The following is a 21,152-nucleotide window of genomic DNA, read 5'->3' on the forward strand; positions in this document are numbered from 1 at the left end:
GGGTCAGCGGTCACGCTGGGGCTGAGCCGAGCGGAGCACCCTCAGGTGCCCCCTGCGGCCGACCTCGACCCCCTGGCCGACCGGCTCGGTGCCGCCGCTCGGCGCGGGCCTGGCGGCCTCGCGGACCGCGTTCGCCAGGGCCTCCAGGTCGTCCGTGCTGGGCGGGGTGCCGTCGGTCGGCAGGCGGACCACCTCCCAGCCGCGGGGGGCGGTGAGCCGCTCGGCATGCTCGGCACACAGGTCGTAACAGTGCGGCTCGGCGTACGTCGCCAAGGGCCCGAGAACAGCGGTCGAATCGGCGTAGACGTACGTGAGCGTGAAAACGGCAGGCTGACTGCACGCGGTGCGGGAACAGCGGCGGACGGGGCTCACGGTGGGACCGTATCCGGTAAGCGTCCGGGGCGCCACTATCTGAGCGCTCTTAACGAGCGTGTCGCCACAATTCGGACACGTGTCCTGGCTTCCACCCGCCTGTACGGCTTCACCCCCTGTCCGCACGCCCCCGGATCTCCCCGGGATCTCCCTCGGATCTCCCCGGAAGGTCCCCGGGAGGTCCCGCCGTCCGCGACCGGCGCCCTCCCGTGCCCGCCCGGGTCGCGTCTAAGCTGGGGCCGTGAGCCCGGCACCCGGCAGACCCCGTTCTCCCCGCAGGCGCGACAGGCACGGCCGCGGCCTGCGCGGCCCGCTGGCGCCCTCGCACGTGCCGATCGCCAAGGCCCGCAGCGAGCGGTTCGACGACCTGGTGCTGGACGCGGTCGACCGGCTCAAGCCCCGCTGGGGCAAGCAGCTGGCGGCCGTGGAGTTCGCGGTCGAGGAGGTCCCGCCGATCAGCGAGCTGGGCGACGGGCCGGGCCTGCTGACCGGGGAGCCGATCCCGTTCGGACGGTCCGAACCGGCCGCGGGGAGCCGTCCGGCCGTCGTGATCATCTACCGCCGCCCCCTGGAGAGCCGGTCGCGCGACCGCGACCACCTGGGCGCGATGGTGCACGAGGCCGTGGTGGAACAGGTCGCGGGCCTGCTGGGGCTCTCCCCCGAGTCGGTCGACCCCGGCTTCGACGACCACGACTGACCTCCGGCACGACCGCCCCCCCGGCATGGCACGGGCTCAGGGACGGCACGGGCCCGGGGCACCCGGCTCAGGGACGGCACGGCTCAGGGCAGCACGGTCGCGGCGGACTCGGCGATCGGCGGGACCAGCGCCCACATCCGGGCCGCGGCCAGGGGTTGCACGGTCAGCGCCGTCCCCCCCTTGAGCCGCTCCTCCATCACGCGCCCGCCGTGGACCGGCCCCGAGCCGGGCAGCGGCTGCACGACCACCGCGAAGGCCCCCTTGATCTTGGGAAGGTCCACCTGCCGGGTGCGTTCCGCGGAGATGTCCACCTGGAACGGCTCGGGCGCCTCGTCCGTACCGGTCACCACCTGCACGCTCACCGAGCCCGCCGTCTGCGGCGCGGTCAGCAGCAGCCGGGAGGCCGTCTTGCCGCCCGTACGGTTCTCGGCCACGACGCTGCCCAGGTCGATGGGGGCCGACCCGGCGGTGAACGCCACGTCCGGCCGCGCGCCGGTGCCGGTGACGACGAGCCCGGCGACGACCGGGCTGTCGGAAGTGAGCAGCAGCGCGGCGGGCTGGCCGCCGACCCCGGTGGACAGGTCCAGGGTGGCGACGGAACCCGCGGGCACCTCCACCAGCTCGCGGCCCTTGAGGGCGTACGTCCCGTCGGGGGTGAGCGCCCTGATCTCGACCAGCGTGTCCACCTCCTCGGGGGAGGCGACGAGCAGCTCCCGTCTCCCGCCCCCGCCGGGGATGGCGGGCACCACGACGCGGGTGGCGGGGGCGGCGGAGACCGGCAGCCAGTCCACGCCGCGCCCGTCGTTCATCAGCGCGCGGGCCGCCGCGGTGACCCGCCCCGAGGTGGTGCGTACCTGGATCGCCATGACCAGCGCCGAGGGCGCCAGATCGGCGACCTTGACCGTGCGGCTCTCCCCGGGCTTGAGGGTGAACACGCTCCCGCGGTCGGTGATCACCGGGCCCTCACCGGAATAGATCATGACCTCGGCGATGGCCGCGGCCGGATCGGCGTTGGACAGGTACAGGGTGACGTCGGCCGCGGCCGGTCCCGGCCCGACCAGCCAGGTGCTCGCCGTGGGCTCGGCGCAGCGCACCCCGGCCAGCCCCCGCTGCCCGCCCGAGGTCTCCTTCCGGGTCTGTGACGCCTCCAGGCCCGCGGCCATGCTCCCGGAGGCCGTGACGACGAGGGGCGGCGACGAGGCGGGCACCTCCTCGCGCCAGAGGCGTCCCGGGGTGTCCAGGGTGGCCAGGGTCTTCTCCCCGGTGACGAGCGAGGCGGCGCCCGCCTGCCTGCTTCCCGGAGGCGCGAGCACGCCGACGGCGGCCTCGCCGGGCGCCGGGCAGACGGCCGTCACAGAGGCGACGGGCACCCTCTCGGGGCGGGGCGCCGGGGTGGCGGCGACCTGTGGCCGGCTCGCGGCGGCCGTCCCGTACAGGGCGAGCAGGGCCACCAGCACCAGGGCCAGCAGGCCGAATCGGTTCTCGATCAGGGATCTCACCGGGCGACCGGCTCTCTACGGGGTTCGGGCAGGTCCACGGGGACCGCGGGTTCGTCGTTCTCGCCGCGGCCGGGCGCCGCCAGCACCATGACGACGATCACCAGCACGGTCTGGACCAGGAGCCAGCGGCCGTGCCAGGGATCACCGGGCGGGGTGGGCGGGGCGGCCACGGGCGAGGTCAGCCGCCACACGCCGACCGAGCGGGACAGGCTCATCCTCGCCAGCGAGGGCTGCGAGTCGAGCGCGGCGCTGACCTGCGGATCGACGGGCGCGGTCACCACGACGAAACGGACGCCGTGGGCGGCGAGCACGCGGGCGTCGTCCCCGCCCCGGCCGGACACCAGCCCGGCGGCGGCCAGGCGGACCCGCTCCCTGGGACCCTCGGGGACGGGGATGTCGGCCTCGCCGACGATCGGCGTGCGCCCGCTCAGCACGGTGAAGAGCAGCCGGTCCGGCGAGGCGCGCAGCAGCAGGGTCCGCTCGCCGCCCGCGGAGTTCACCGCGGCCAGGGCGGGGACGACGTCGCGCACGGTCCCGCGGATCGGGCCGTCCGCGCCCCTGGCGATCCACATGCCCGCGGCGAGCAGCGGCGTGGAGAACGCCACCACGACGACGCCGAACGCGACGAGCCTGCGCGTCCCCCCGGCGGCCCGGAACTCGGTGATCCGGCCGGCGGTGAGCGCGGCCACCACCAGCATGCCGGTGGCGGCGAAGGCCAGCGGCACCCCCGGCCAGGCCGGGGCCTCCACGTCGCCGTTGATCGAGGTGACCCAGGTCCTGCTGACCAGGATCGCCGTCAGCAGCCCGAAGAGCGCGACGCCCCAGCCGACCGCGATGACCATCCGGTTGCGCCGCATCAGCAGCGCGAGCAGGCAGGCCACGATGAGGCCGGCCGTCACCCAGAGCGGCGGCATGCCCGGCCCTCCCGGGCTCAGCAGCAGCAGCGACTCGGCGCTCAGCGCGGGATCGACCAGCGAGGGCTGGTGCAGACCGGCCTCCAGCAGCAGCCGTCCCGGGGAGGCGGCCATCTGGACCAGCCAGGGCAGCAGCAGGGCCACCGGCACGGCGAACGCCACCAGCATCGAGACCGCGACGCCCCGGCGCGGGAAGGCCAGCGCCGCCAGCCCGCCGAGCACCGCGGTGAGCGGGTGGACCAGCGGCGCGAAGGCCGTGCCGACCGCCAGCAGGAGCCCCAGTGCCCAGGCGGCGCGACGGGCCCGGCGCCGTTCCCCGGTGAGCACGACGGTGGCCAGCGCCGCGTAGACGGGCAGCAGGACGAACACCACCGCGGTGCCCAGCCGCCCCGCGGCGACGGCGCCGGTGGCCACCGGCAGGAGGGCGTACGACGAGCCCAGCCAGACCCGGGTCCAGCGGCCCGGGATCATCCACCGGGTGGCCGCGTAGGCGGAGATCCCGGCCAGCGGCACGCAGCCGAGCAGCAGCACCGAGACCGCGAGCCAGGTCTTGCCGAACAGCACCGTGGACAGCGCGGCCAGCACCGCCACGTACGGCGGGGCCCAGGCGTCGGTGCCCAGGCCGGTCCGGTGGTAGCCCTCGCGGTAGAGGTCCCACAGGTCCGAGGCTCCGCCGATCGCCGGGACGAGCGCGCCGCCGCCCAGCCGGGCGCCGCCGTTCAGGGCCCGCTCGGCGATCAGTGTGACCAGGGTGAGCGCCAGGAAGAGCAGCACCCCCGGGTTGCCGAAGACGCGCTGCATCACCCCGGTGTCGGCGAGCAGTTCCTCGCCGTCCTCCTGCGGGCGCTGGGCGGCCACGGCGTGGTGGCGACCGGCGGACTCCACGAACCCGGCCCCGGCCAGGTAGTTGCGGGCCCGGTCCACGAGCCTGCGGTAGCCCGCGCCCGCGGGCGTGAGCAGCCTGGCGGTCGCCACGGCCCCCGATCCGCGTCCCCTGGACCGCGTCCGCCTGGCCTTGATCATCCGTACCGGATGGCCGAACACCGAGCCGAAGGCCAGGAACTCGTCCAGCGCGTTGGCCGGTTGCTTGGCCACCAGGAACAGCACCGTGCGCAGCAGCGACCCGAACAGGTTGCGGACCAGCGCCCACGGCAGCGCCCGCGGGGGCAGGTTCACCATGACGACGAACAGGGCGTTGCGGCGGTCCAGGCGGCGGGGATGGTCGCCGCTGGCGGTGATGCGGCGCCTGCGCCGGGTGGCGGCCTCGGCGTGCCAGGCGACCGCCCGGGTGACGTTCTGCACGCGGTACCCGGCGACCCTGACCCGCCAGCACAGGTCGAGGTCGTCGCGGAAGAGCGGCAGGGCGGGGTCGAGACCGCCGACCTCCTCCCACACGTCCCTGCGGATCAGCATGCCCGCGGTGGAGACCGCGAGCACGTCCCTGGTGCCGTCGTACTGTCCCTGGTCGAACTCGCGGGCCTCCAGCCCGGTGTCCCTGCGGCCGGTCCGGTCGACGGTGAAGCCGACCTCCAGCAGCAGCCGCCGGTCCACCCAGTCACGCAGCTTGGGACCGAGCACCGCCGCCTTGGGGTCGGAGTCCGCGGCCTCCAGCAGGATCTGCAGGGCGTGGGCGTCCGGGGCGCAGTCGTCGTGCAGCAGCCAGATCCACTCCCGGCCGCCGCCGGGCCCGAGCCGGTCGAGCACCTCGGTCACGGCCTCGCCGAACCCGGTCGAGCGGGGCAGGGTCAGGACGGCGCGGGGGCCGAGGGACCGGGTCAGCAGGTCGGCGCTGCCGTCCCTGCTGCCGTTGTCCACCCCGACGACCCGGTCCACCGGGCGGGTCTGCCGGAGCAGGGCTTCCAGGGTCTCCCCCAGCCAGCGGGAACCGTCGTGGGAGACGACGATCGCGGTGACCGTGTGCTGAGGGCGAGGGGGGCGCTGGGGGTCGTTGATGGACATACGTCCCGTGTTCAGGAGGGGGCGGTGATCGGCGCGACCACGATACGGCACCCTATGTCGGAGTATGTCTTACAGCTGATGACGCCCATGAAAAAGGGCCACGCGACCGACGTCACGTGGCCCCGTGGGCATATTCGTCAAGCCCTCTCCAGGGCGTCACGTGTTCTCTGTCGGACCGTCCGGACCTCTCCGGTGGCCTTGCGGCACCCGCACGGTGCCCTGCACGGCACCCGTTCGGTACCGGTCGGATGTTGTCAGGTGTTCATCGGTGTGTCGGACTTCGTGTTCATCGGTGCTCGGACTCGCGTGCCGTCCGGATCCTCGGTGTGCTCCGGCCTGCCGGCCGGCCCTCGTCCGGACGGGTCAGACGGCCTCGCGCTTGATCCGGCGGCGTTCACGCTCGGACAGTCCACCCCAGATGCCGAACCGCTCGTCATGTTCCAGTGCGTACTCAAGACACTCGGCACGCACCTCGCAGGAGCGGCAAACCTTCTTGGCCTCGCGGGTGGAGCCTCCCTTCTCCGGGAAGAACGCCTCCGGGTCGGTCTGCGCGCACAAGGCACGCTCCTGCCAGCCAAGCTGCTCTTCAGCGATGCTCTCCTGTGCGATGACCAGGTCGGCCACTGCACACCTCCCTGCCGCACGCCCGCAAAATGGAGCCCCCCTATGAACGCCTGCCCCTTACCCACCCAGAGGAAGGCGTAACAACACGTGTGTAATTACACGCGCGTGCCCGGTGTGACGTCAAGCGGCATGCTGGTATCCGGGGAAAGACCTGCTCTCCCCGGTTGTGGGTCGTCTGCCTGCCACGACGGCAATTGCACCAGGTGATCGCTGTCACCGCCAGGGGCTCAGCGCTCTCGGCGGTCGGAACCGTACCAGGAGATGTTCTGATCCTGACCGGGGCCCACCTTGTCTGTATCCGGGGTTTCCTCATCCGTGACCTGTCCCCGGCGTTGCTCGGGACGATAGATCGCGGTGGGATCTATCGGCTTCGAGTCCCACGTCTCGGGGGTGTGGGCGGGGGCCCCCGGGGGAGTGACCGGGGCGCCCAGCGGGTCGTCCCGGTAGGCGGCCGGGTTGAACCGGAGCGTCGCCTCGGACTCGGGCTCCCACCGCTGCTCGTCACGCGGCGGGTACTGCGGCGCCGGGTCGTACGGGGGCTGCGCCTGGGAGTACCGGTCCCGGGGGTACTCGGCCTGGGAGGGCTGGGCCTGCGGGTACTGCTCCTGAGGGGACTGCGGCTGGAAGGGCTGGGCCTGCGGGTATTGGTCCTGGGGGGACGGGGTCTGGGAGGGCGGGGTCTGGGGGTACCGGTCCTGGGAGGGCTGGGGGTGCTGGGACGCCTGCGAGGTCTGCGGGTGCCCGAGCGGGTCGCCGTGGCCCGAGGCCCCGTACTCCGGAAGGCGGAGCGGCGACTCGTTGCCGTGCGTCTGCTGGTAGTTCTTCGCCTGCTGGTAGGCCTGGGCCATCTGCTGGGACCTCAGGTCCACCGGGTCCGGCGTCGGGTAGTGCAGGTCCGGCGCGGTCGAGTACGCGGGGTCCGCACCCGGGTGGCCGGCGACCGGCCCGCCGTAGTTCTCCGGAGGCGTGGGGAAGCCGTGCGGCGCCCGGTCCTCGAAGGGTGAGGGACGGTCCTCGAACGGGGACGCGGAGACGTCGTCGGGCGCGAGGGGCACCCCGGCCTGACCAGCGGGAACCTGCTGCTCCGGCCGGTACGCCTGCGGGGCGGCTGCCTGGAGGTCGGGGGTGTACGGGCCCTGCTGCCCGAACCCCTGCGGGTCCTGCCGGTGCCCGGGTCCCTGGGATGCGGGTTGCGACCGGTCCTCCGGTTCCGGCCGGAGGTAGCCCTGCGGCTCCGGGAATCCGTGCGCCTGCGGCTCGGGCCTGTGGCCCTGCTCGGAACCTCCGCGGGCCCACTGCTCGGACCGGTCGGCACCCTGGGCCTGGGAGTCGGTGTACCAGCCCGAGGGCTCGGCGGGCGAGGGCTCCTGCCGTCCGTACGACTCCTGCCGTGCCTGATCACGCGGCTCGGACCGCCCGTACGCCGGGTCGGAGGAGAGGGGGTCGGGGAGCCGCGGGCTGGAGGTGAACGACTCCGACAGCGGGTCCGACGAGAGCGGGTCCGGCAGCCGCGGGCTGGAGGTGTACGACTCGGAGGAGAGGGGGTCCGGCAGCCGCGGGTTCGAGGTGTACGACTCGGAGGAGAGGGGGTCCGGCAGTCGCGGGCTGGAGGTGAACGACTCCGACAGCGGGTCCGACGAGAGCGGATCGGGCAGCCGCGGGTTCGAGGTGAACGACTCCGAGGAGAGAGGGTCGGAGGAGAGCGGATCGGGCAGCCGCGGGCTGGAGTGGTGCTGCCCGTACCCGGGCTGGCGGGACTCGGCGCGCCGTCCGTGCTCCTGCGCCTCGGCCCGTCGCCGGTCGTCCGGCCCGGTCTGCGCGTACCCCTGGGTCTCCGGCTGCGGATACCCCGCCGTCGCCCACTGCTCGGTCCGCGGGTCCGCCTGCTGCTCGGCCCGCGGGTACGACCCCTGCTGCTCGGGCTGCGGGTACGACCCCTGCTCGTGCTCGGCCCGTCCGGTGCCCTGCGCCTCGGAGTGACGGCCGGAGGATCCCGACGAGGTCGCCTCCTGCCACCCGTAGGCCGGGGCGTCGGTCCGGTGCCCGAGACCCTGGGGGTCGGGCCGCCCGTACGCCGGGTCGGAGGACGCCTGCCCGTACGCCGGGTCGGGCCGCCCGTACGAGGAATCGGAGGAGAGCGGGTTGGGCAGGCGCGGTTCCGTCCGGTCCTGCTGCTCCGCCGGCACGGAGGAGGCGGAGGAGGAGAGGGACGGCGCGTCGTACGGCGTGGCCGGGGGCGCGGGCGGGGCGTCCGTGGCGGTGTACGGGCTCGGGGCGTGTCCTGCGGGGGGAGCCGACAGCGGGACGGACTCCTGGGCGGTGTTCTCGGCGGGGGTGCCGGTGGAGGCGTGCGCGGGGGCCGGCGGGAGGGCCGGGCGGCCGTACGGGACGTGCGGGGGCGGGGACTGCGCGGGCTGCATCTCCTGCGCCGGCCGGTCCTGCGGGTGGAACCCCTGCTGGGGAAGGTGCTGCCCGGGGTGGGGACCCTGTCCGGGGACGCCCTGGAAGTGGGGGCCCTGGGAGTGAGGGCCCTGACCCGGGACGCCCTGGAAGTGAGGGTCCTGGCCGGGAGCGCCCTGGGGGTGGGCGTAACCGTCCCCGCCCTGGGGGTGGGCGTGGCCGTCGCGCGGGCCCCGGCCGTCCGGGGCGCCCTGGAACGGGGCGTGCTCACGGGAGGGGCCCTGTCCCTGGAAGGGGCCCTGCCCTCCCACCGGGCCGTACCCGCCGGGGACGGGGTTCTGGTGTCCCTGCCCGCCGAACAGCGGGCCGGACACGCCGGCGGCCCGGGAGGTGGCCGGGATCGCCCTGGGCAGCACGTACAGCAACGCGACCGCGGCCAGCGCGAGGGAGGGCAGGTGGACCAGGAGGATCTCGATCTTCTCCCGGGTGCTCGTCGAGTCGCCCAGCACCCCGCCCAGCAGGGCGATCAGGCCGAACAGCACGCAGAGCCCGAGGGTGACCGTCACCAGCAGGACCAGCGGGCGCAGTCGCGCGATCGCCGGGCCGAAGCGGGTGGCCAGCAGCACGGCCCCGACGAGCAGGGCGACGGTCACCGGCGAGGTGAAGGTACTCAGGTGGGCCGCGGCGCGCGCGGTGAAGGACGAGTCCCCGAACGTGGACCCCCCGAACAGCAGGCGTTCGATGCCGACGAGGACGATCGCGGACGCGACGGCGGCCAGGAGCCACGCCGCCGGTTCCCGAAGCCGGCTCGCTTCGACATTGATCACAACTACCCCCATAGGGTCTTTAGGTAAACCCGGGTCAGTTTTGCACATGGCTGACTTTGCCGCCGGTGGTCCCAGGAAGCCCACCACCCCCATAAGTGCTCCATTGTCCCCCATACATGCATATTTCCGACAGGCAACTCCCCCGTACCGGCGGTGTGACGGCTCACCAGCACGGCCCACCAGCACGGTCCACCAGCACGGCCGACCCGCACGGCCCCAGGCGGCCCCGGACGGCCCGCACGGCACCCCGCCCGCGCCCGTGACGACCTAGTGGAACACTGGACGGCATGCGCATCGTGTCCCTCGCCGGTGGAATCGGCGGCGCCCGCTTCCTGCGGGGTCTCCTCACCACCGCCCCCGACTCCGAGATCACCGTCATCGGCAACACCGGTGACGACATCAGCCTCTTCGGCCTTCGGGTCTGCCCCGACCTGGACACCGTGATGTACACGCTGGGCGGCGGCATCAACGAGGAGCAGGGCTGGGGGCGGCGGGAGGAGTCCCACGTCGTCAAGGAGGAACTGGCCGCCTACGGCGTGGAGCCGCAGTGGTTCGGCCTCGGCGACCGCGACTTCGCCACCCACATCGTGCGCACCCAGATGCTCGACGCCGGATACCCGCTCTCGGCCGTCACCGAGGCGCTGTGCGCGCGCTGGCAGCCGGGCGTCCGCCTGATCCCGATGAGCGACGACCGTACCGAGACCCACGTGGTGATCTCCGACGAGCGCGGCCGGCGCGCCGTCCACTTCCAGGAGTGGTGGGTACGGCTGCGCGCCTCGGTGCCCGCCGAGCAGATCATCCTGGTCGGCGCGGACCAGGCCGTCCCCGCCCCCGGGGTGCTGGAGGCGGTCGCCGCGGCCGACGTGGTCCTGCTGCCGCCGTCCAACCCGGTCGTCAGCATCGGCACGATCCTGCAGATCAAGGGCATCCGCGAGGCCCTGGAGGGCAAGACGGTCGTGGGCGTCTCGCCCATCGTCGGCGGGGCCCCGGTCCGGGGCATGGCCGACGCCTGCCTGACCGCGATCGGCGTCCCCACCACCGCGCAGGCCGTCCTGGAGCTGTACGGACCGGCGCTGGTGGACGGCTGGCTGGTCGCCGAGGAGGACGCCGGGGTCGCCCTCGATGGCGTGGAGGTGGAGGCCCGCCCGCTGATCATGCACGACCTCGACTCCGCCGCCGCCCTGGCCCGCGCCGCCCTGGACATGGCCGTCCGGCTGGCCTCGCCCGTCACCTCGACCCCCTCCCCCACGGACACCCCAGCCACGGACACCCCCCGCACGGACGTCTCCCCCGGGGAGGGGGCGTGACGGGCCGGGGCGGGCGCGGGCCGGGACGGGCCGGACGCGAGCCCGGGGACGTCAAGGTGGAGATCTTCGCCGTACCCGGCATGCCCGAGGTCCGCGAGGGCGACGACCTCGGCGAGCTGATCGCCACGGCCCTGCCCGGCCTGCGCGACGGCGACATCCTGGTGGTCACCTCCAAGATCGCGAGCAAGGCCGAGGGCCGGGTCCTGCACGGCGTGACCCGCGCCGAGGCCGTCGAGGCCGAGACCAGGCGGGTGGTCGCCCGCAGGGGGGAGACCGTGATCGCCGAGACCGCGCACGGGTTCGTCATGGCCGCCGCCGGGGTCGACGCCTCCAACACCCGGCCGGGCACGGTGGTGCTGCTCCCGGCCGACCCGGACGCCTCGGCGTCGGCGATCCGGGCGCGCCTGGCCGAGCTGCTCGGCGTCTCGGTCGGCGTGGTGGTCTCCGACACCTTCGGCCGGCCGTGGCGCAACGGCCAGACCGACATGGCGGTCGGCCTGGCCGGGGTCACGCCCGCCCTCGACTACCGGGGGATGTCCGACGACCACGGCAACGCCCTGGAGGTCACCCTGACCGCCGTCGCCGACGAGTTCGCCGCGGCCGGGGACCTGGTGAAGGGCAAGGTCGCGCAGACACCGGTCGCGGTGATCAGGGGCCTGCCCGAGTACGTCACCGAGGAGGACGGGCCGGGCGTCGGCGAGCTGGTCCGCCCGTCGGCCGAGGACATGTTCCGGTACGGCTCGCGCGACGTGGTCTTCGCCCGCAGGACGGTCCGGGAGTTCTCCTCCGCGCCGGTGGACGGCGCCGCGGTCCGCCGGGCGGTCGAGGCCGCGATCGCCGCGCCCGCCCCGCACCACACGACCCCCTGGCGGTTCGTCCTGCTGGAGTCGGCCGCGATCCGCGAGAAGCTGCTCGACGCCATGCGCGAGGCCTGGATCGCCGACCTGCGCGGTGACGGTTTCTCCGAGGAGTCGGTGGCCAGGCGTGTCAGGCGGGGCGACGTGCTGCGGGCGGCCCCGTACCTGGCGGTGCCGTGCCTGGTCGCGGACGGCGCGCACACCTACCGCGACGACCGGCGCAACGCCGCCGAGCGGGAGATGTTCGTGGTCGCGGCCGGTGCCGGGGTGCAGAACTTCCTGGTCCAGCTCGCGGTGGAGGGCCTGGGCTCGGCCTGGGTGTCGTCCACGATGTTCTGCCGCGACGTGGTCCGCGAGGTCCTCGACCTGCCGTCCGGCTGGGACCCGATGGGCGCCGTCGCGATCGGCCACGCCGCCGCCCCGCCCCGCGACCGCGCCCCTCGGCACGCGGCCGACTTCATCGCCGTACGCTGAGCCGCCGCACCCGGGACCGGTCGGACAGGACCGGACGGAACCGGTCGGGCGGGACCGGTCGGGCGGGACCGGTCGGATGGGACCGGTCAGGCCGGGGTGCGGCAGGTCGGGTGGCACAGCCGCCGGGCGAGCGCCGACAGGAAGACGTCGATGATCTCCTCGGGACGCCGGGCGACGTGCAGGGAGCCGTTGGTGACGGCGGCGACCCGGCTCAGGCCGTCCCGGTCGAGGTCGGTGCCGAAGGCCAGGACGACCACCTGGACCGGCGCCTCGGGGTCCCACTCCTCGCGCAGCGCCTTCTCCAGCTCCCCGGCGGAGATGCCCTTGCCGTCGTCCCTGCCCGCGGTGATGACGAGCAGGGTGTTGTTCATGCTCTCGTCGTAGGCGCCGGTCAGCTCGCGGAACCCGGCGAGGATCGAGTCGTGCAGGGCGCTGGGCCGCCGGGCGTCGGCGCGCAGGGTCCGGCTCACCTCCTCCAGGAGGCCGCGCCGCACGAGCCGCCCGCCGTCGGGCTCGGTGATCGGGCCCAGCCGCACCCGCTCCCGCTGGTCGGGCCCCTCGGCCGAGGAGAACTCCCACATGCCCATGTGGGTGGAGTCGGGGAAGAGCTGCAGGCCCAGCCGGGCGGCCTCCAGGGCGACGGTCAGCCGGTTCCTCCCCTTCTTGCCGCTGATCGGCTCGGCCATGTGCCTGCCGGTGTCGGCCAGCACCAGGATGTTGGTCGGCGGGGCGAGCCTGCTCCACGCCTCCAGCGCCTCGTCGATCCGGGAGGGCAGGATGCTCGGGCGGGTGCGGGGCGCCTCGGCCGGGATCCCCGGGCCCGGCGTGTACGGGCCCTGGGCGCCGTCGGCCGAGCGGAAGCCCGCCCGGCGGACCGCCTCCTGGATCTGCGGGGAGCGCAGCCAGGCCGCGAAGGCCCGCGACCCGCTCGCCCTGGCCTCGTCGGAGGAGGTCACCACGTACGGGTAGTCGAGGTTGACGGTTCCCTCGCGGGGATGCAGGGCGACCACCGGGTCGTCGGACGGGAGGCGGTTGTGCTGCCAGACCGACTGCTCGGGGACGATCACGACCGGCCGCTGCCAGAAGGACCGGTCGTCCACGGCCGCGAGCATGCTGCGGTAGTCGGGCGCCGACCCGGCCTGCGCCCATCGGACGAACGCGGTCAGCGCCCGGTCGGCCTCGGCCCCGGTGCCCACCACGTCCCTGGCCGCGGCCACCGTGGCGATCCCGGCCCCGGCGAGCGACGGATCGGGGACGCGGACCACGTCGGGTTCCTTCTCGGTCGGCCGGATCCGGCCGCGGGTGGTCGCCGGGAAGACCATCCGCCAGTTCATGTCGGTCCTGCCGACGGCGAAGCGCCGGGCGAGGGAGGTGCGGGTGGCGAAGACCAGCGGCGAGGTCGCCATCACGGTCTCGGTGCCGGCCAGGTCCGCGGCCCCCTGCTTGCGGGCCAGCCTGATCCACGCCGAGGAGTCGGAGATCCAGCCGTCGGGGCGGCCGGTGAGCACCCCCGCGGTGCCGCCCAGCAGGGTGCGGAGCACGGTGGCGGGCGGCTGCTCGGTCACCTGCACCAGCACGCACCTGCCCTGCACCACCCCCGTCCGGTCCCGGTTGAACCTCAGGGCGGCCTCCATGACGGCCGGGGCGATGTCGACGGCCGCGGCGACGTCGACCAGCACCGGGTCGCGGGTGGAGCACGAGCCCCCCGTCCGGCCGGTCACCAGCACGACGACCCCGGTCAGGGCGACGGTGATCGCGACCGCCGCCAGGGACAGGCGCAGACGGACCTGCCGCCGGCGCCGGGCGGCGCCGGCGGCCACACGGTGCCGGCCGGAGGAGGACACGCGGACACCTCTCGCTAGAGGGGAATGACGATTCTCCCAAGCGGCCCCGCCCGGGCGGCAAGGAAATATAGAACTTGTTATAACTTCGCAGACGGCTCCGGCATGAGCAACGGGAGACCGGCCCCGCGCACGCTGCGGCAGACGCCGTCGCTGGCCGCGGCGGCGGCTAGGCGCTCGGCGTCCGGCACGCCGTAGGAGGTGGTCCGCTGGCGCACCGGCCTTCCGGTGTGGGCGACCATGGCCTCCAGCTCGCTGATCGTCTTGAACGAGCCGTTCTCCGACCCGGCCATCCTGCTGATCGTCTCCTCCATCAGCGTGCCGCCCAGGTCGTTGACCCCGCCCTGCAGCACCTCGCGGCAGAGGTCGTCCTGGAGCTTCACCCAGGAGCACTGGATGTTGGCGATCGCCCCGTGCAGCAGGATGCGGGCCAGCGCGTGCACGGCCCGGTTCTCCCGTGCCGTCGGCCCGGGCCGGGCGATCCCGGCCAGGTAGATGGGCGCGCTGTGGTGGACGAACGGCAGCAGCACGAACTCGGAGAACCCGCCGGTCTCCTCCTGGATGCGGCGGATCAGCCGGATGTGCGCCACCCAGTGGGCGTGGGTGTCCACGTGGCCGTACATCATCGTGGAGGTCGTCGGGATGCCGGTCCGGTGCGCGGTCGAGATCACCTCGACCCACTCGGCGGTGGGCAGCTTGCCCTTGGTCAGCACCCAGCGCACGTCGTCGTCGAGGATCTCGGCCGCGGTGCCCGGGAGCGAGTCCACGCCCGCCTCCCTGGCGGCGATCAGCCAGTCCTCGATGGACAGGCCGGTGCGGCTGGCGCCGTTGATGACCTCCATCGGCGAGAACGCGTGGACGTGCATCCCGGGCACCCTCGCCTTGACCGCCCTGGCGATGTCGAAGTACGCCGTACCGGGCATGTCCGGGTGGATGCCGCCCTGCATGCACACCTCGGTCGCCCCGGCCTGCCACCCCTCCCAGGCGCGGTCGGCGACCTGCTCCAGCGAGAGCGTGTAGGCGTCGGCGTCGGTACGGCGCTGCGCGAAGGCGCAGAAGCGGCAGCCGGTGTAGCAGACGTTGGTGAAGTTGATGTTCCGGTTCACCACGTAGGTGACCTCGTCCCCGGCCGCCTGGCGGCGCAGGCCGTCGGCGATCCGGCACAGCTCGTCCAGCGCGGCGTCGTCGGCGCCCGCGCCGCGCTGGTCCCCGGCCAGGCCCAGCAGGACGAGCGCCTGGGCGTCGCTCAGCCCGGCCGGGTCGGTCTCGGCCGCGCGCAGGGCCTCCCGCACGTCCGCCGCGACCCGGCCCGCCGTGCCGGTGGCGCCGGCGGCCCCGATGGCACCGGCGGCGGTCCCGGCGCCCGCCGAGGGCAGCCGTTCCCTGATCGCCTCCCAGTCGCCGTAGACGTCGTCGAAGTCGGCGCGGCGGTCGGCGCTGCGCCCCTCGGTGTCGACGGCCGTGTGCAGGTCGACCCGGCCCAGCGCGACGAAGCCGCCGTCCGGCTCCTGCCAGGGACGGCCGGTCACGACCGCGTCCTCGCGGGCCAGGCCGGTCCGCGGGTCGGCCAGCGCGGCCACGTGCGCGTTCAGCCTCGGGTCCAGCCAGGGCTCCCCGGCCAGCACGTACTCGGGGTAGATGGTCAGCCGCTCGCGCAGCGCGAACCCGGCGGCGGCCGTGCGGGCGGCCAGGTCGTCGATCTGCGGCCAGGGGCGCTCGGGGTTGACGTGGTCGGGCGTCAGCGGCGAGACGCCGCCCCAGTCGTCGATGCCCGCGGCGATCATCAGCTCGTACTCGGAGTCGACCAGGTTCGGCGGGGCCTGCACCCGCATCCTCGGCCCCATCACCAGCCGGGTCACCGCGATGGTGGCGGCCAACTCCTGCAGGTCGGCGTCGGGCATGCCGCGCATCGCGGTGTCCGGCTTGGCGCGGAAGTTCTGGACGATGATCTCCTGAAGGCCGCCGTACTCGCGTGCCACCCTGCGCAGCGCGAACAGCGAGTCGGCGCGCTCGGCGACGGTCTCGCCGATGCCGATCAGGATGCCGCTGGTGAACGGCACGTTCGTCCGCCCGGCGTCCTCCAGCACGCGCAGCCGCACGGCGGGGTCCTTGTCGGGCGAGCCGTGGTGGGCCTGCCCCTTCTCCTCGAACAACCGGCGCGAGGTCGTCTCCAGCATCATGCCCATCGAGGGAGCCACCGGCTTGAGGCGCTGCAGGTCCTGCCAGGTCATCACGCCCGGGTTCAGGTGCGGCAGCAGCCCGGTCTCCTCCAGCACCCGCACGGCCATCGCGCGCACGTAGGAGAGCGTGTCGTCGTAGCCGTGCGCGTCCAGCCACTCGCGGGCCTGGTGCCAGCGGTCCTCCGGCCGGTCGCCGAGGGTGAACAGCGCCTCCTTGCACCCCATCGCCGCACCCTGCCGGGCGATCTCGATCACCTCGTCGGGGCTGAGGAACATGCTCTCCAGTTTGTGCGGGGCGGTGGCGAACGTGCAGTACCCGCAGCGGTCGCGGCACAGCCGGGTCAGCGGGATGAAGACCTTGCGGCTGTAGGTGACGACCCCCGGGCGGCCGGCCGCCTCCAGCCCGGCGTCCCGGACCCGGCCGGCGTGGCCGAGCAGGGTCTGCAGATGTTCGTCCCGCGCGTGCAGCAGAACGGTCGCTTCGGTCATATCAAGAGCTTTGCCGTCGCGGGCCCTGGCCAGAGCCCGGCGCATCGCGGTGTCGGTGGGGTTGGAGCTCATGACCGCACAGTACGGCGCGACGAGCACCCGCGGGGCGGCGGGTGCCCGCTACCCGGGCCGACACTTCAGGATCCCTAAAGTGTCGCGGAAGCAGATCTCGATAGACATAAATGCTTGCAGCTACATAGATTAGAGGCATCACCCCGGCCCCGCACCTGCGGGAACCGGCCGGACAGACGGGGCACCCCGCCCCGGACCACGACCCAGGAGCCGAAAATGATCTGGTTTGTTCTCGCCCTCGTCGCCGTCGCCGTCCTCGCCCCCATGATCGGGGCCGACACCCGCGACGGGCGCGACTGGCAGAGCCACGAGCCCTCCGCCGAGGAAGGCACGCTCAGAACCACCGATGATCGCGTACGGGTGCCCGCGGCCCGCGGGCGGGTGGCCGCGCACCGCCCAACCGCAGTAACCGGCTGACCCGGTGCCGGTGCCCCCGGTAGGGAGCGAGCAGCGTGAGCATCCGCTCGTCGTCCGCCCGTTCCCCGCTCAGCGACCAGCCGACCAGCGACGGCAGGTGGAAGTCGCCCACCGAGACGGCGTCCGCGTCGCCGTGCGAACGCTGTCGCACCTCGGCGGACGTCCACACCCCGATCCCGGGCAGCGCCCGTAGCAGCCGGTCCAGCTCGGCGCTGCCCCCGGCCGCCTCCAGCTTCGCGGCGTGCCGGGCCGCGTTCACGATCGTCCGGGCCCGTACCGCCTCCGCGCCGGCACGGTGCCAGTCCCACGACGGGATCGACCGCCACACCTCGGGGCCGGGAAAGACGCGCATCCCCTCCGGCGCGGGCCCCGGCGCGGGATCCCCGTAACGGCCCAGCAGCCACCGCCACGCCCGTCTGGCCTCGGCGACGACCACCTTCTGCTCCAGGACGGCCGGCACCAGCGCCTCCAGCACCCGCGACGTCCGCCCGATCCGCAGCCCCGGATAGCGCCTGGCCGCGTCCCGCACCACCTCGTGCCCGGGGACGAACCCCGAGACGTCGTCGTCGGCGCCGAGCAGCGCCGGAAGCGTCGCCAGCATCCACTCCGCCCCCGGCCCCCACGCCGTGGCCGCCACCCGGCCGGACACCCCCGCCACCCGCAGCGTCCCCGGCCCGTCCGGGGTGCGCGAGGTGCGCCAGAAGGCCCCGCCGGGCTCCGCCCTCATCGTGGGATCCCCCGGGCCCCGCCGGTACGGGCCCAGCACCAGCGCCGGATCCACCGGCCACGGGGCGCTCCACCGGCGTTCCCGCACCGCGGCCCGGCCGGAGGTGAGCATCGACAACCCCGCCGTCCGCGCCGTGACCGTCAGATGTCGCTGGAGAAGCGGATCGCGGACTCGGGGAGCACGACCCCGGGCCAGACGCGGCTCCCGGCGAGCAGCTCGTTCCCCGGGCCGACCACGGCCCCGTCGCCGACCACCACGTCCCTCAGGACCGCTCCACACTCGATCCGCGCGCCGATGCCGACCACCGAGTCGACCACGACGGCCGCCGAGTGCACCTCGCAGTCGTCCCCGAGCACGCTGCCGCTGACCTGCGCCCCGGACTCCACGAGCGCGCGGGCACCGATCACCGATCCGCCGGAGACCTTCGCCTCGGGGGAGATCATGGCTCCGGGCAGGGCCAGGAAGTCGCCGGTGGGACCCGGCAGGGCGGGCGAGGCCAGGCGGCCCAGCACCAGGTCGCGGGAACCCTGCACGAAGGCGGCGGGCGTGCCCACGTCGAGCCAGTAGGACGCGTCGGCGTACCCGAGCACCAGGGCGCCGCCCTCGATCAGCCCCGGGAACGTCTGGCGCTCGACCGAGACGACCTCGCCCACCGGGATCGTGTCGATCACCGAGCGGGTGAAGACGTAGCACCCGGCGTTGATCCGGTTGGTGACCGGGTTGGGGGTCTTCTCCAGGAAGGCCGTCACCCGTCCCTGCTCGTCGGTCGGCACGCAGCCGAAGCGTGAGGGGTCGTCCACCTCGGTCAGGTGCAGGGTGACGGCGGCCCCGCGGGCGACGTGCGTGGCGACCTGGTCGCCGATGTCGTGGCCGGAGAGCACGTCGCCGTTGAGCACCAGCACCGGGTCGTCCGGGCCCGCGGTCAGCGCCCGGGAGGCGTTGCGGATCGCGCCGCCGGTGCCGAGCGGGAGGTCCTCGGTCACGTACTCCAGCGCGAGGCCGAACGCCTCCCCGTCGCCGAACGCCTCGGAGAACATCTCCGCCCGGTAGGAGGTGGCGAACACGATGCGCCGGACGCCGAACGCCCTGGCACGGGCGATCTGGTGCGCCAGGAAGGGCACTCCCGCCGTGGGCAGGAGCGGTTTCGGCGTGCCCAGCGTCAGGGGACGCAGGCGCGTTCCCTGCCCACCGACGAGAAGGATCGCCTCAAGATCCGGCAAAGGGGTCTCCGTCATTCCGCGAGGTTAACTCACTGCTCGGCCGCACGCTGGTAGGAGAGCATATGCGCCTCCGCCGACGCCTCCCAGGTGAACTCCTTGGCACGGGCGATCCCGGCCGCGGACAGCGCCTTCCTGCGCTCGGGCGAGGACAGCAGCGTACGCAGCGCGTCCGCGATGCTCTCGGCGTCCGGCTCGGTGTAGGCGACCGCGTCGCCGCCCACCTCGGGCAGCGAGGTGCGGTGTGTGGTCAGCACGGGCGCGCCGCAGGCCATGGCCTCCAGCACCGGAAGGCCGAAGCCCTCGCCCCGGGAGGGGAACGCCGCGACCGTCGCCCCGCCGAGGAAGCCGCACAGGTCGGCGAAGGACAAAAAGCCGGGGCGCAGCACCCGCACGGTCGAGGGTACCTCCTCCACCGCGGCGTCGACCTGGGCGTCACGGACGCCCCCGGCGAGCACCAGGGCGGGCGGGTCGGCGAGGTCCTCGACGGCGCGGACGAAGCCGCGGATCAGGTTCGGCACGTTCTTGCGGGGCTCCAGCGGGCCCAGAAAGGCCACGTACGGGGCGCCGTGCAGGCCGAGCCGGTCGGAGGCGTGCTCGATCTCGCGCTCGGACGGCGGGTGGAACAGCGCCGGGTCGACGCCGTGGTAGGCGACGTCGATGCGGGTCGGGTCGGCCGACAGCAGCCGGATCAGCTCGTCCCTGGTGGCCTTGGAGGGCACGATCACCCGGGTGGCGTGCCGGACCGCGGTGCGGGTCGCCGCCCGGAAGAACGCCGCCTTGACCGCGTCGTGCTGCAGGGGCTCGGTGAAGGAGGTCAGGTCGTGCACGGTGGCGACGGTCGGCAGCCCCGGGCTCAGCGGGATCGAGTAGAAGGGGGCGTGGATGACCTCGGCCCCGGCATGGCGGGCCAGGAACGGCAGGCCCGTCTGCTCCCATGTCAGGCGCGCGGCCCGGTTGGTGATCCCGTGAGGCCCCCGGCACGATCCGGGCCGAGGGCGCCAGCGCGGCGTAGCGGGCCGCGTCGGCACGCTGGCAGACGACCGCGAGATCGGCGCCCGCCCGGTCCAGGGCGGCGACGAGCCCGTCGACGTACCGGATCAGCGCACCGCGATCGGCCGGGACCGCGGCCGCGTCGACGAGCACTCTGGGCGACAAGAAGGATCGCTCCCCTCATGATCCACTCGGGACGAACGTCCCCTTCTTCTGCTCACTCTATTGCCCGGCGCTCCGGAAACGTGGGGGAAATCACACGGCTTTTCCCGAAGCGTGGTCCTTCCGGGAACCCCCGGCGCGGCGCACGGCCAGACCGGCCAGACCGGCACAGAGAAGATCACCGGCGATGATCACGATCCTGGAGCAGAGCGCCACCGCGATGGCCGGTCCCCGGTCCAGGACCGGCGCCAGGACGGCCACCATGGCGACCTCCCGCACCCCCGCCCCGGCCGGGACGACGAACGTCATGATGCCCAGGCACCAGGAGAGCGCGAAGGCCCCCACGCAGAACGCGGCCACCGACAGGGCGGAGAACCCCGGGGACCCCCCGGGGTCGAGGTCCGCGACGATCGCCGCCAGGTGCAGCCCGTAGGCGACCCAGCCGGCCAGGGCCCAGCCCAGGGCGACCAGCAGGCCCCTGCGGGTGAGCGGGCGCTCCAACGGCTCGCGTCCCAGCCTGCGCAGCCCGAACCCCAGGACGGCGTTGACCACCCTCGGCTGGAACGCCACCGCCAGCACCGGGATCAGCAGGAAGGCCCACGCGTACGGCGCGACCGAGCCCGGCAGGGTCGCCGACAGCGTCACCCCGGCCACCACCAGCCCGCTGCCGAGCTGTACCGGCAGGGTCAGGAAGAACGCGGCGGCGCTGCGCGAGCGCGGCACGCCCAGCTCCCGGCCCATCTCCATCTGGGCGATCACCGGCCAGAGCGAGCCCGGGATGTACTTGCCGAGCTGTCCCACGAAGAAGACCCTGGCCCCGGCCCGCAGCGGCAGCGGCGAGCCCAGGTCGGCCAGCAGCGCCCGCCAGGTCATCATCCCGCCGCACAGCGCGGCGACCACCGCGACCAGGGACAGCACCAGCGACGGCCAGGACAGCCGGGCGAACCCGTCGCGGATCTCGTCCCACTGCCTGACCACCACCCAGGCGCCGAATCCCAGCGCGAGGGCCAGGAAGACGACGCGGGCCAGCCGCTTCACCACCGGCCCGCGGACGCCCCGCCCTCCGGAGGGCGGCACCGGGGGCTCACCGGAGATCATCCGGGCCCCGCGAGGGACGTACCGGC

Annotated in this window: 14 protein-coding genes; 3 read left to right on the forward strand and 11 right to left on the reverse strand. The window is 74.1% G+C overall.

Features of this window, described 5'->3' with window-relative positions; genetic code table 11:
- Positions 1–3 precede the first annotated feature (3 nt).
- A complete protein-coding gene (locus ABD832_RS05590; protein ID WP_344889347.1) occupies positions 4–372 on the reverse strand; it encodes a DUF3499 domain-containing protein in 369 nt (122 codons plus the stop codon).
- A gap of 241 nt (positions 373–613) precedes the next feature.
- Between ABD832_RS05590 and ABD832_RS05595 the strand changes: the two genes are divergently transcribed.
- A complete protein-coding gene (locus tag ABD832_RS05595; protein ID WP_344889350.1) occupies positions 614–1,069 on the forward strand; it encodes a metallopeptidase family protein in 456 nt (151 codons plus the stop codon).
- A gap of 83 nt (positions 1,070–1,152) precedes the next feature.
- Here ABD832_RS05595 and ABD832_RS05600 read toward each other — a convergent pair whose 3' ends face one another.
- The 4 genes from ABD832_RS05600 to ABD832_RS05615 form a co-directional block, all read right to left on the reverse strand.
- Complete coding sequence (locus ABD832_RS05600) at positions 1,153–2,568, reverse strand: DUF5719 family protein (RefSeq protein ID WP_344889353.1); 1,416 nt, start codon at positions 2,566–2,568, stop codon at positions 1,153–1,155.
- Positions 2,565–5,441: a glycosyltransferase gene (locus tag ABD832_RS05605; protein WP_344889356.1), complete on the reverse strand. Its 2,877-nt coding sequence runs from the start codon at positions 5,439–5,441 to the stop codon at positions 2,565–2,567. The genes ABD832_RS05600 and ABD832_RS05605 overlap by 4 nt, the downstream gene beginning before the upstream one ends.
- A 363-nt stretch (positions 5,442–5,804) precedes the next feature.
- Positions 5,805–6,065 carry a WhiB family transcriptional regulator gene (locus ABD832_RS05610; protein ID WP_037969494.1) on the reverse strand — a complete coding sequence of 87 codons (261 nt, stop codon included), beginning with the start codon at positions 6,063–6,065 and terminating at the stop codon, positions 5,805–5,807.
- Positions 6,066–6,292: 227 nt separating this feature from the next.
- Positions 6,293–9,292, reverse strand: coding sequence for a hypothetical protein (locus ABD832_RS05615; RefSeq protein WP_344889359.1), 3,000 nt, complete (start codon positions 9,290–9,292; stop codon positions 6,293–6,295).
- A 287-nt stretch (positions 9,293–9,579) separates the two neighbouring features.
- On the opposite strand from ABD832_RS05615, the gene cofD reads away from it, so the two are divergent.
- On the forward strand, positions 9,580–10,599 hold the full coding sequence (gene cofD / locus ABD832_RS05620; RefSeq protein WP_344889362.1) for a 2-phospho-L-lactate transferase: 1,020 nt from the start codon (positions 9,580–9,582) through the stop codon (positions 10,597–10,599).
- Entirely contained in the window at positions 10,596–11,930 is a 1,335-nt protein-coding gene (locus ABD832_RS05625) for a coenzyme F420-0:L-glutamate ligase (RefSeq protein WP_413224128.1), read from the forward strand. Before cofD ends, ABD832_RS05625 begins: the two co-directional genes overlap by 4 nt.
- A gap of 86 nt (positions 11,931–12,016) precedes the next feature.
- Here ABD832_RS05625 and ABD832_RS05630 read toward each other — a convergent pair whose 3' ends face one another.
- The 6 genes from ABD832_RS05630 to ABD832_RS05655 all read right to left on the reverse strand — a co-directional run bounded on the left by ABD832_RS05630 (position 12,017) and on the right by ABD832_RS05655 (position 21,126).
- Positions 12,017–13,774, reverse strand: coding sequence for a substrate-binding and VWA domain-containing protein (locus tag ABD832_RS05630; protein WP_344889365.1), 1,758 nt, complete (start codon positions 13,772–13,774; stop codon positions 12,017–12,019).
- A gap of 77 nt (positions 13,775–13,851) precedes the next feature.
- Positions 13,852–16,485: a bifunctional FO biosynthesis protein CofGH gene (locus tag ABD832_RS05635; RefSeq protein ID WP_413224139.1), complete on the reverse strand. Its 2,634-nt coding sequence runs from the start codon at positions 16,483–16,485 to the stop codon at positions 13,852–13,854.
- Between the two features lie 361 nt (positions 16,486–16,846).
- Entirely contained in the window at positions 16,847–17,767 is a 921-nt protein-coding gene (locus tag ABD832_RS05640; protein WP_344889372.1) for a DNA-3-methyladenine glycosylase family protein, read from the reverse strand.
- 29 nt (positions 17,768–17,796) lie between these two features.
- Positions 17,797–18,891 (reverse strand): mannose-1-phosphate guanylyltransferase, encoded by a 1,095-nt coding sequence (gene manB / locus ABD832_RS05645; protein ID WP_344889376.1) that lies wholly within the window; start codon positions 18,889–18,891, stop codon positions 17,797–17,799.
- 14 nt (positions 18,892–18,905) lie between these two features.
- On the reverse strand, positions 18,906–19,904 hold the full coding sequence (locus ABD832_RS05650) for a glycosyltransferase family 4 protein (RefSeq protein ID WP_344889379.1): 999 nt from the start codon (positions 19,902–19,904) through the stop codon (positions 18,906–18,908).
- 217 nt (positions 19,905–20,121) lie between these two features.
- Entirely contained in the window at positions 20,122–21,126 is a 1,005-nt protein-coding gene (locus tag ABD832_RS05655; RefSeq protein WP_344889382.1) for a lysylphosphatidylglycerol synthase domain-containing protein, read from the reverse strand.
- Positions 21,127–21,152: the final 26 nt, after the last annotated feature.

This window comes from Streptosporangium longisporum (genome assembly GCF_039534895.1).
Taxonomy (GTDB): domain Bacteria; phylum Actinomycetota; class Actinomycetes; order Streptosporangiales; family Streptosporangiaceae; genus Streptosporangium; species Streptosporangium longisporum.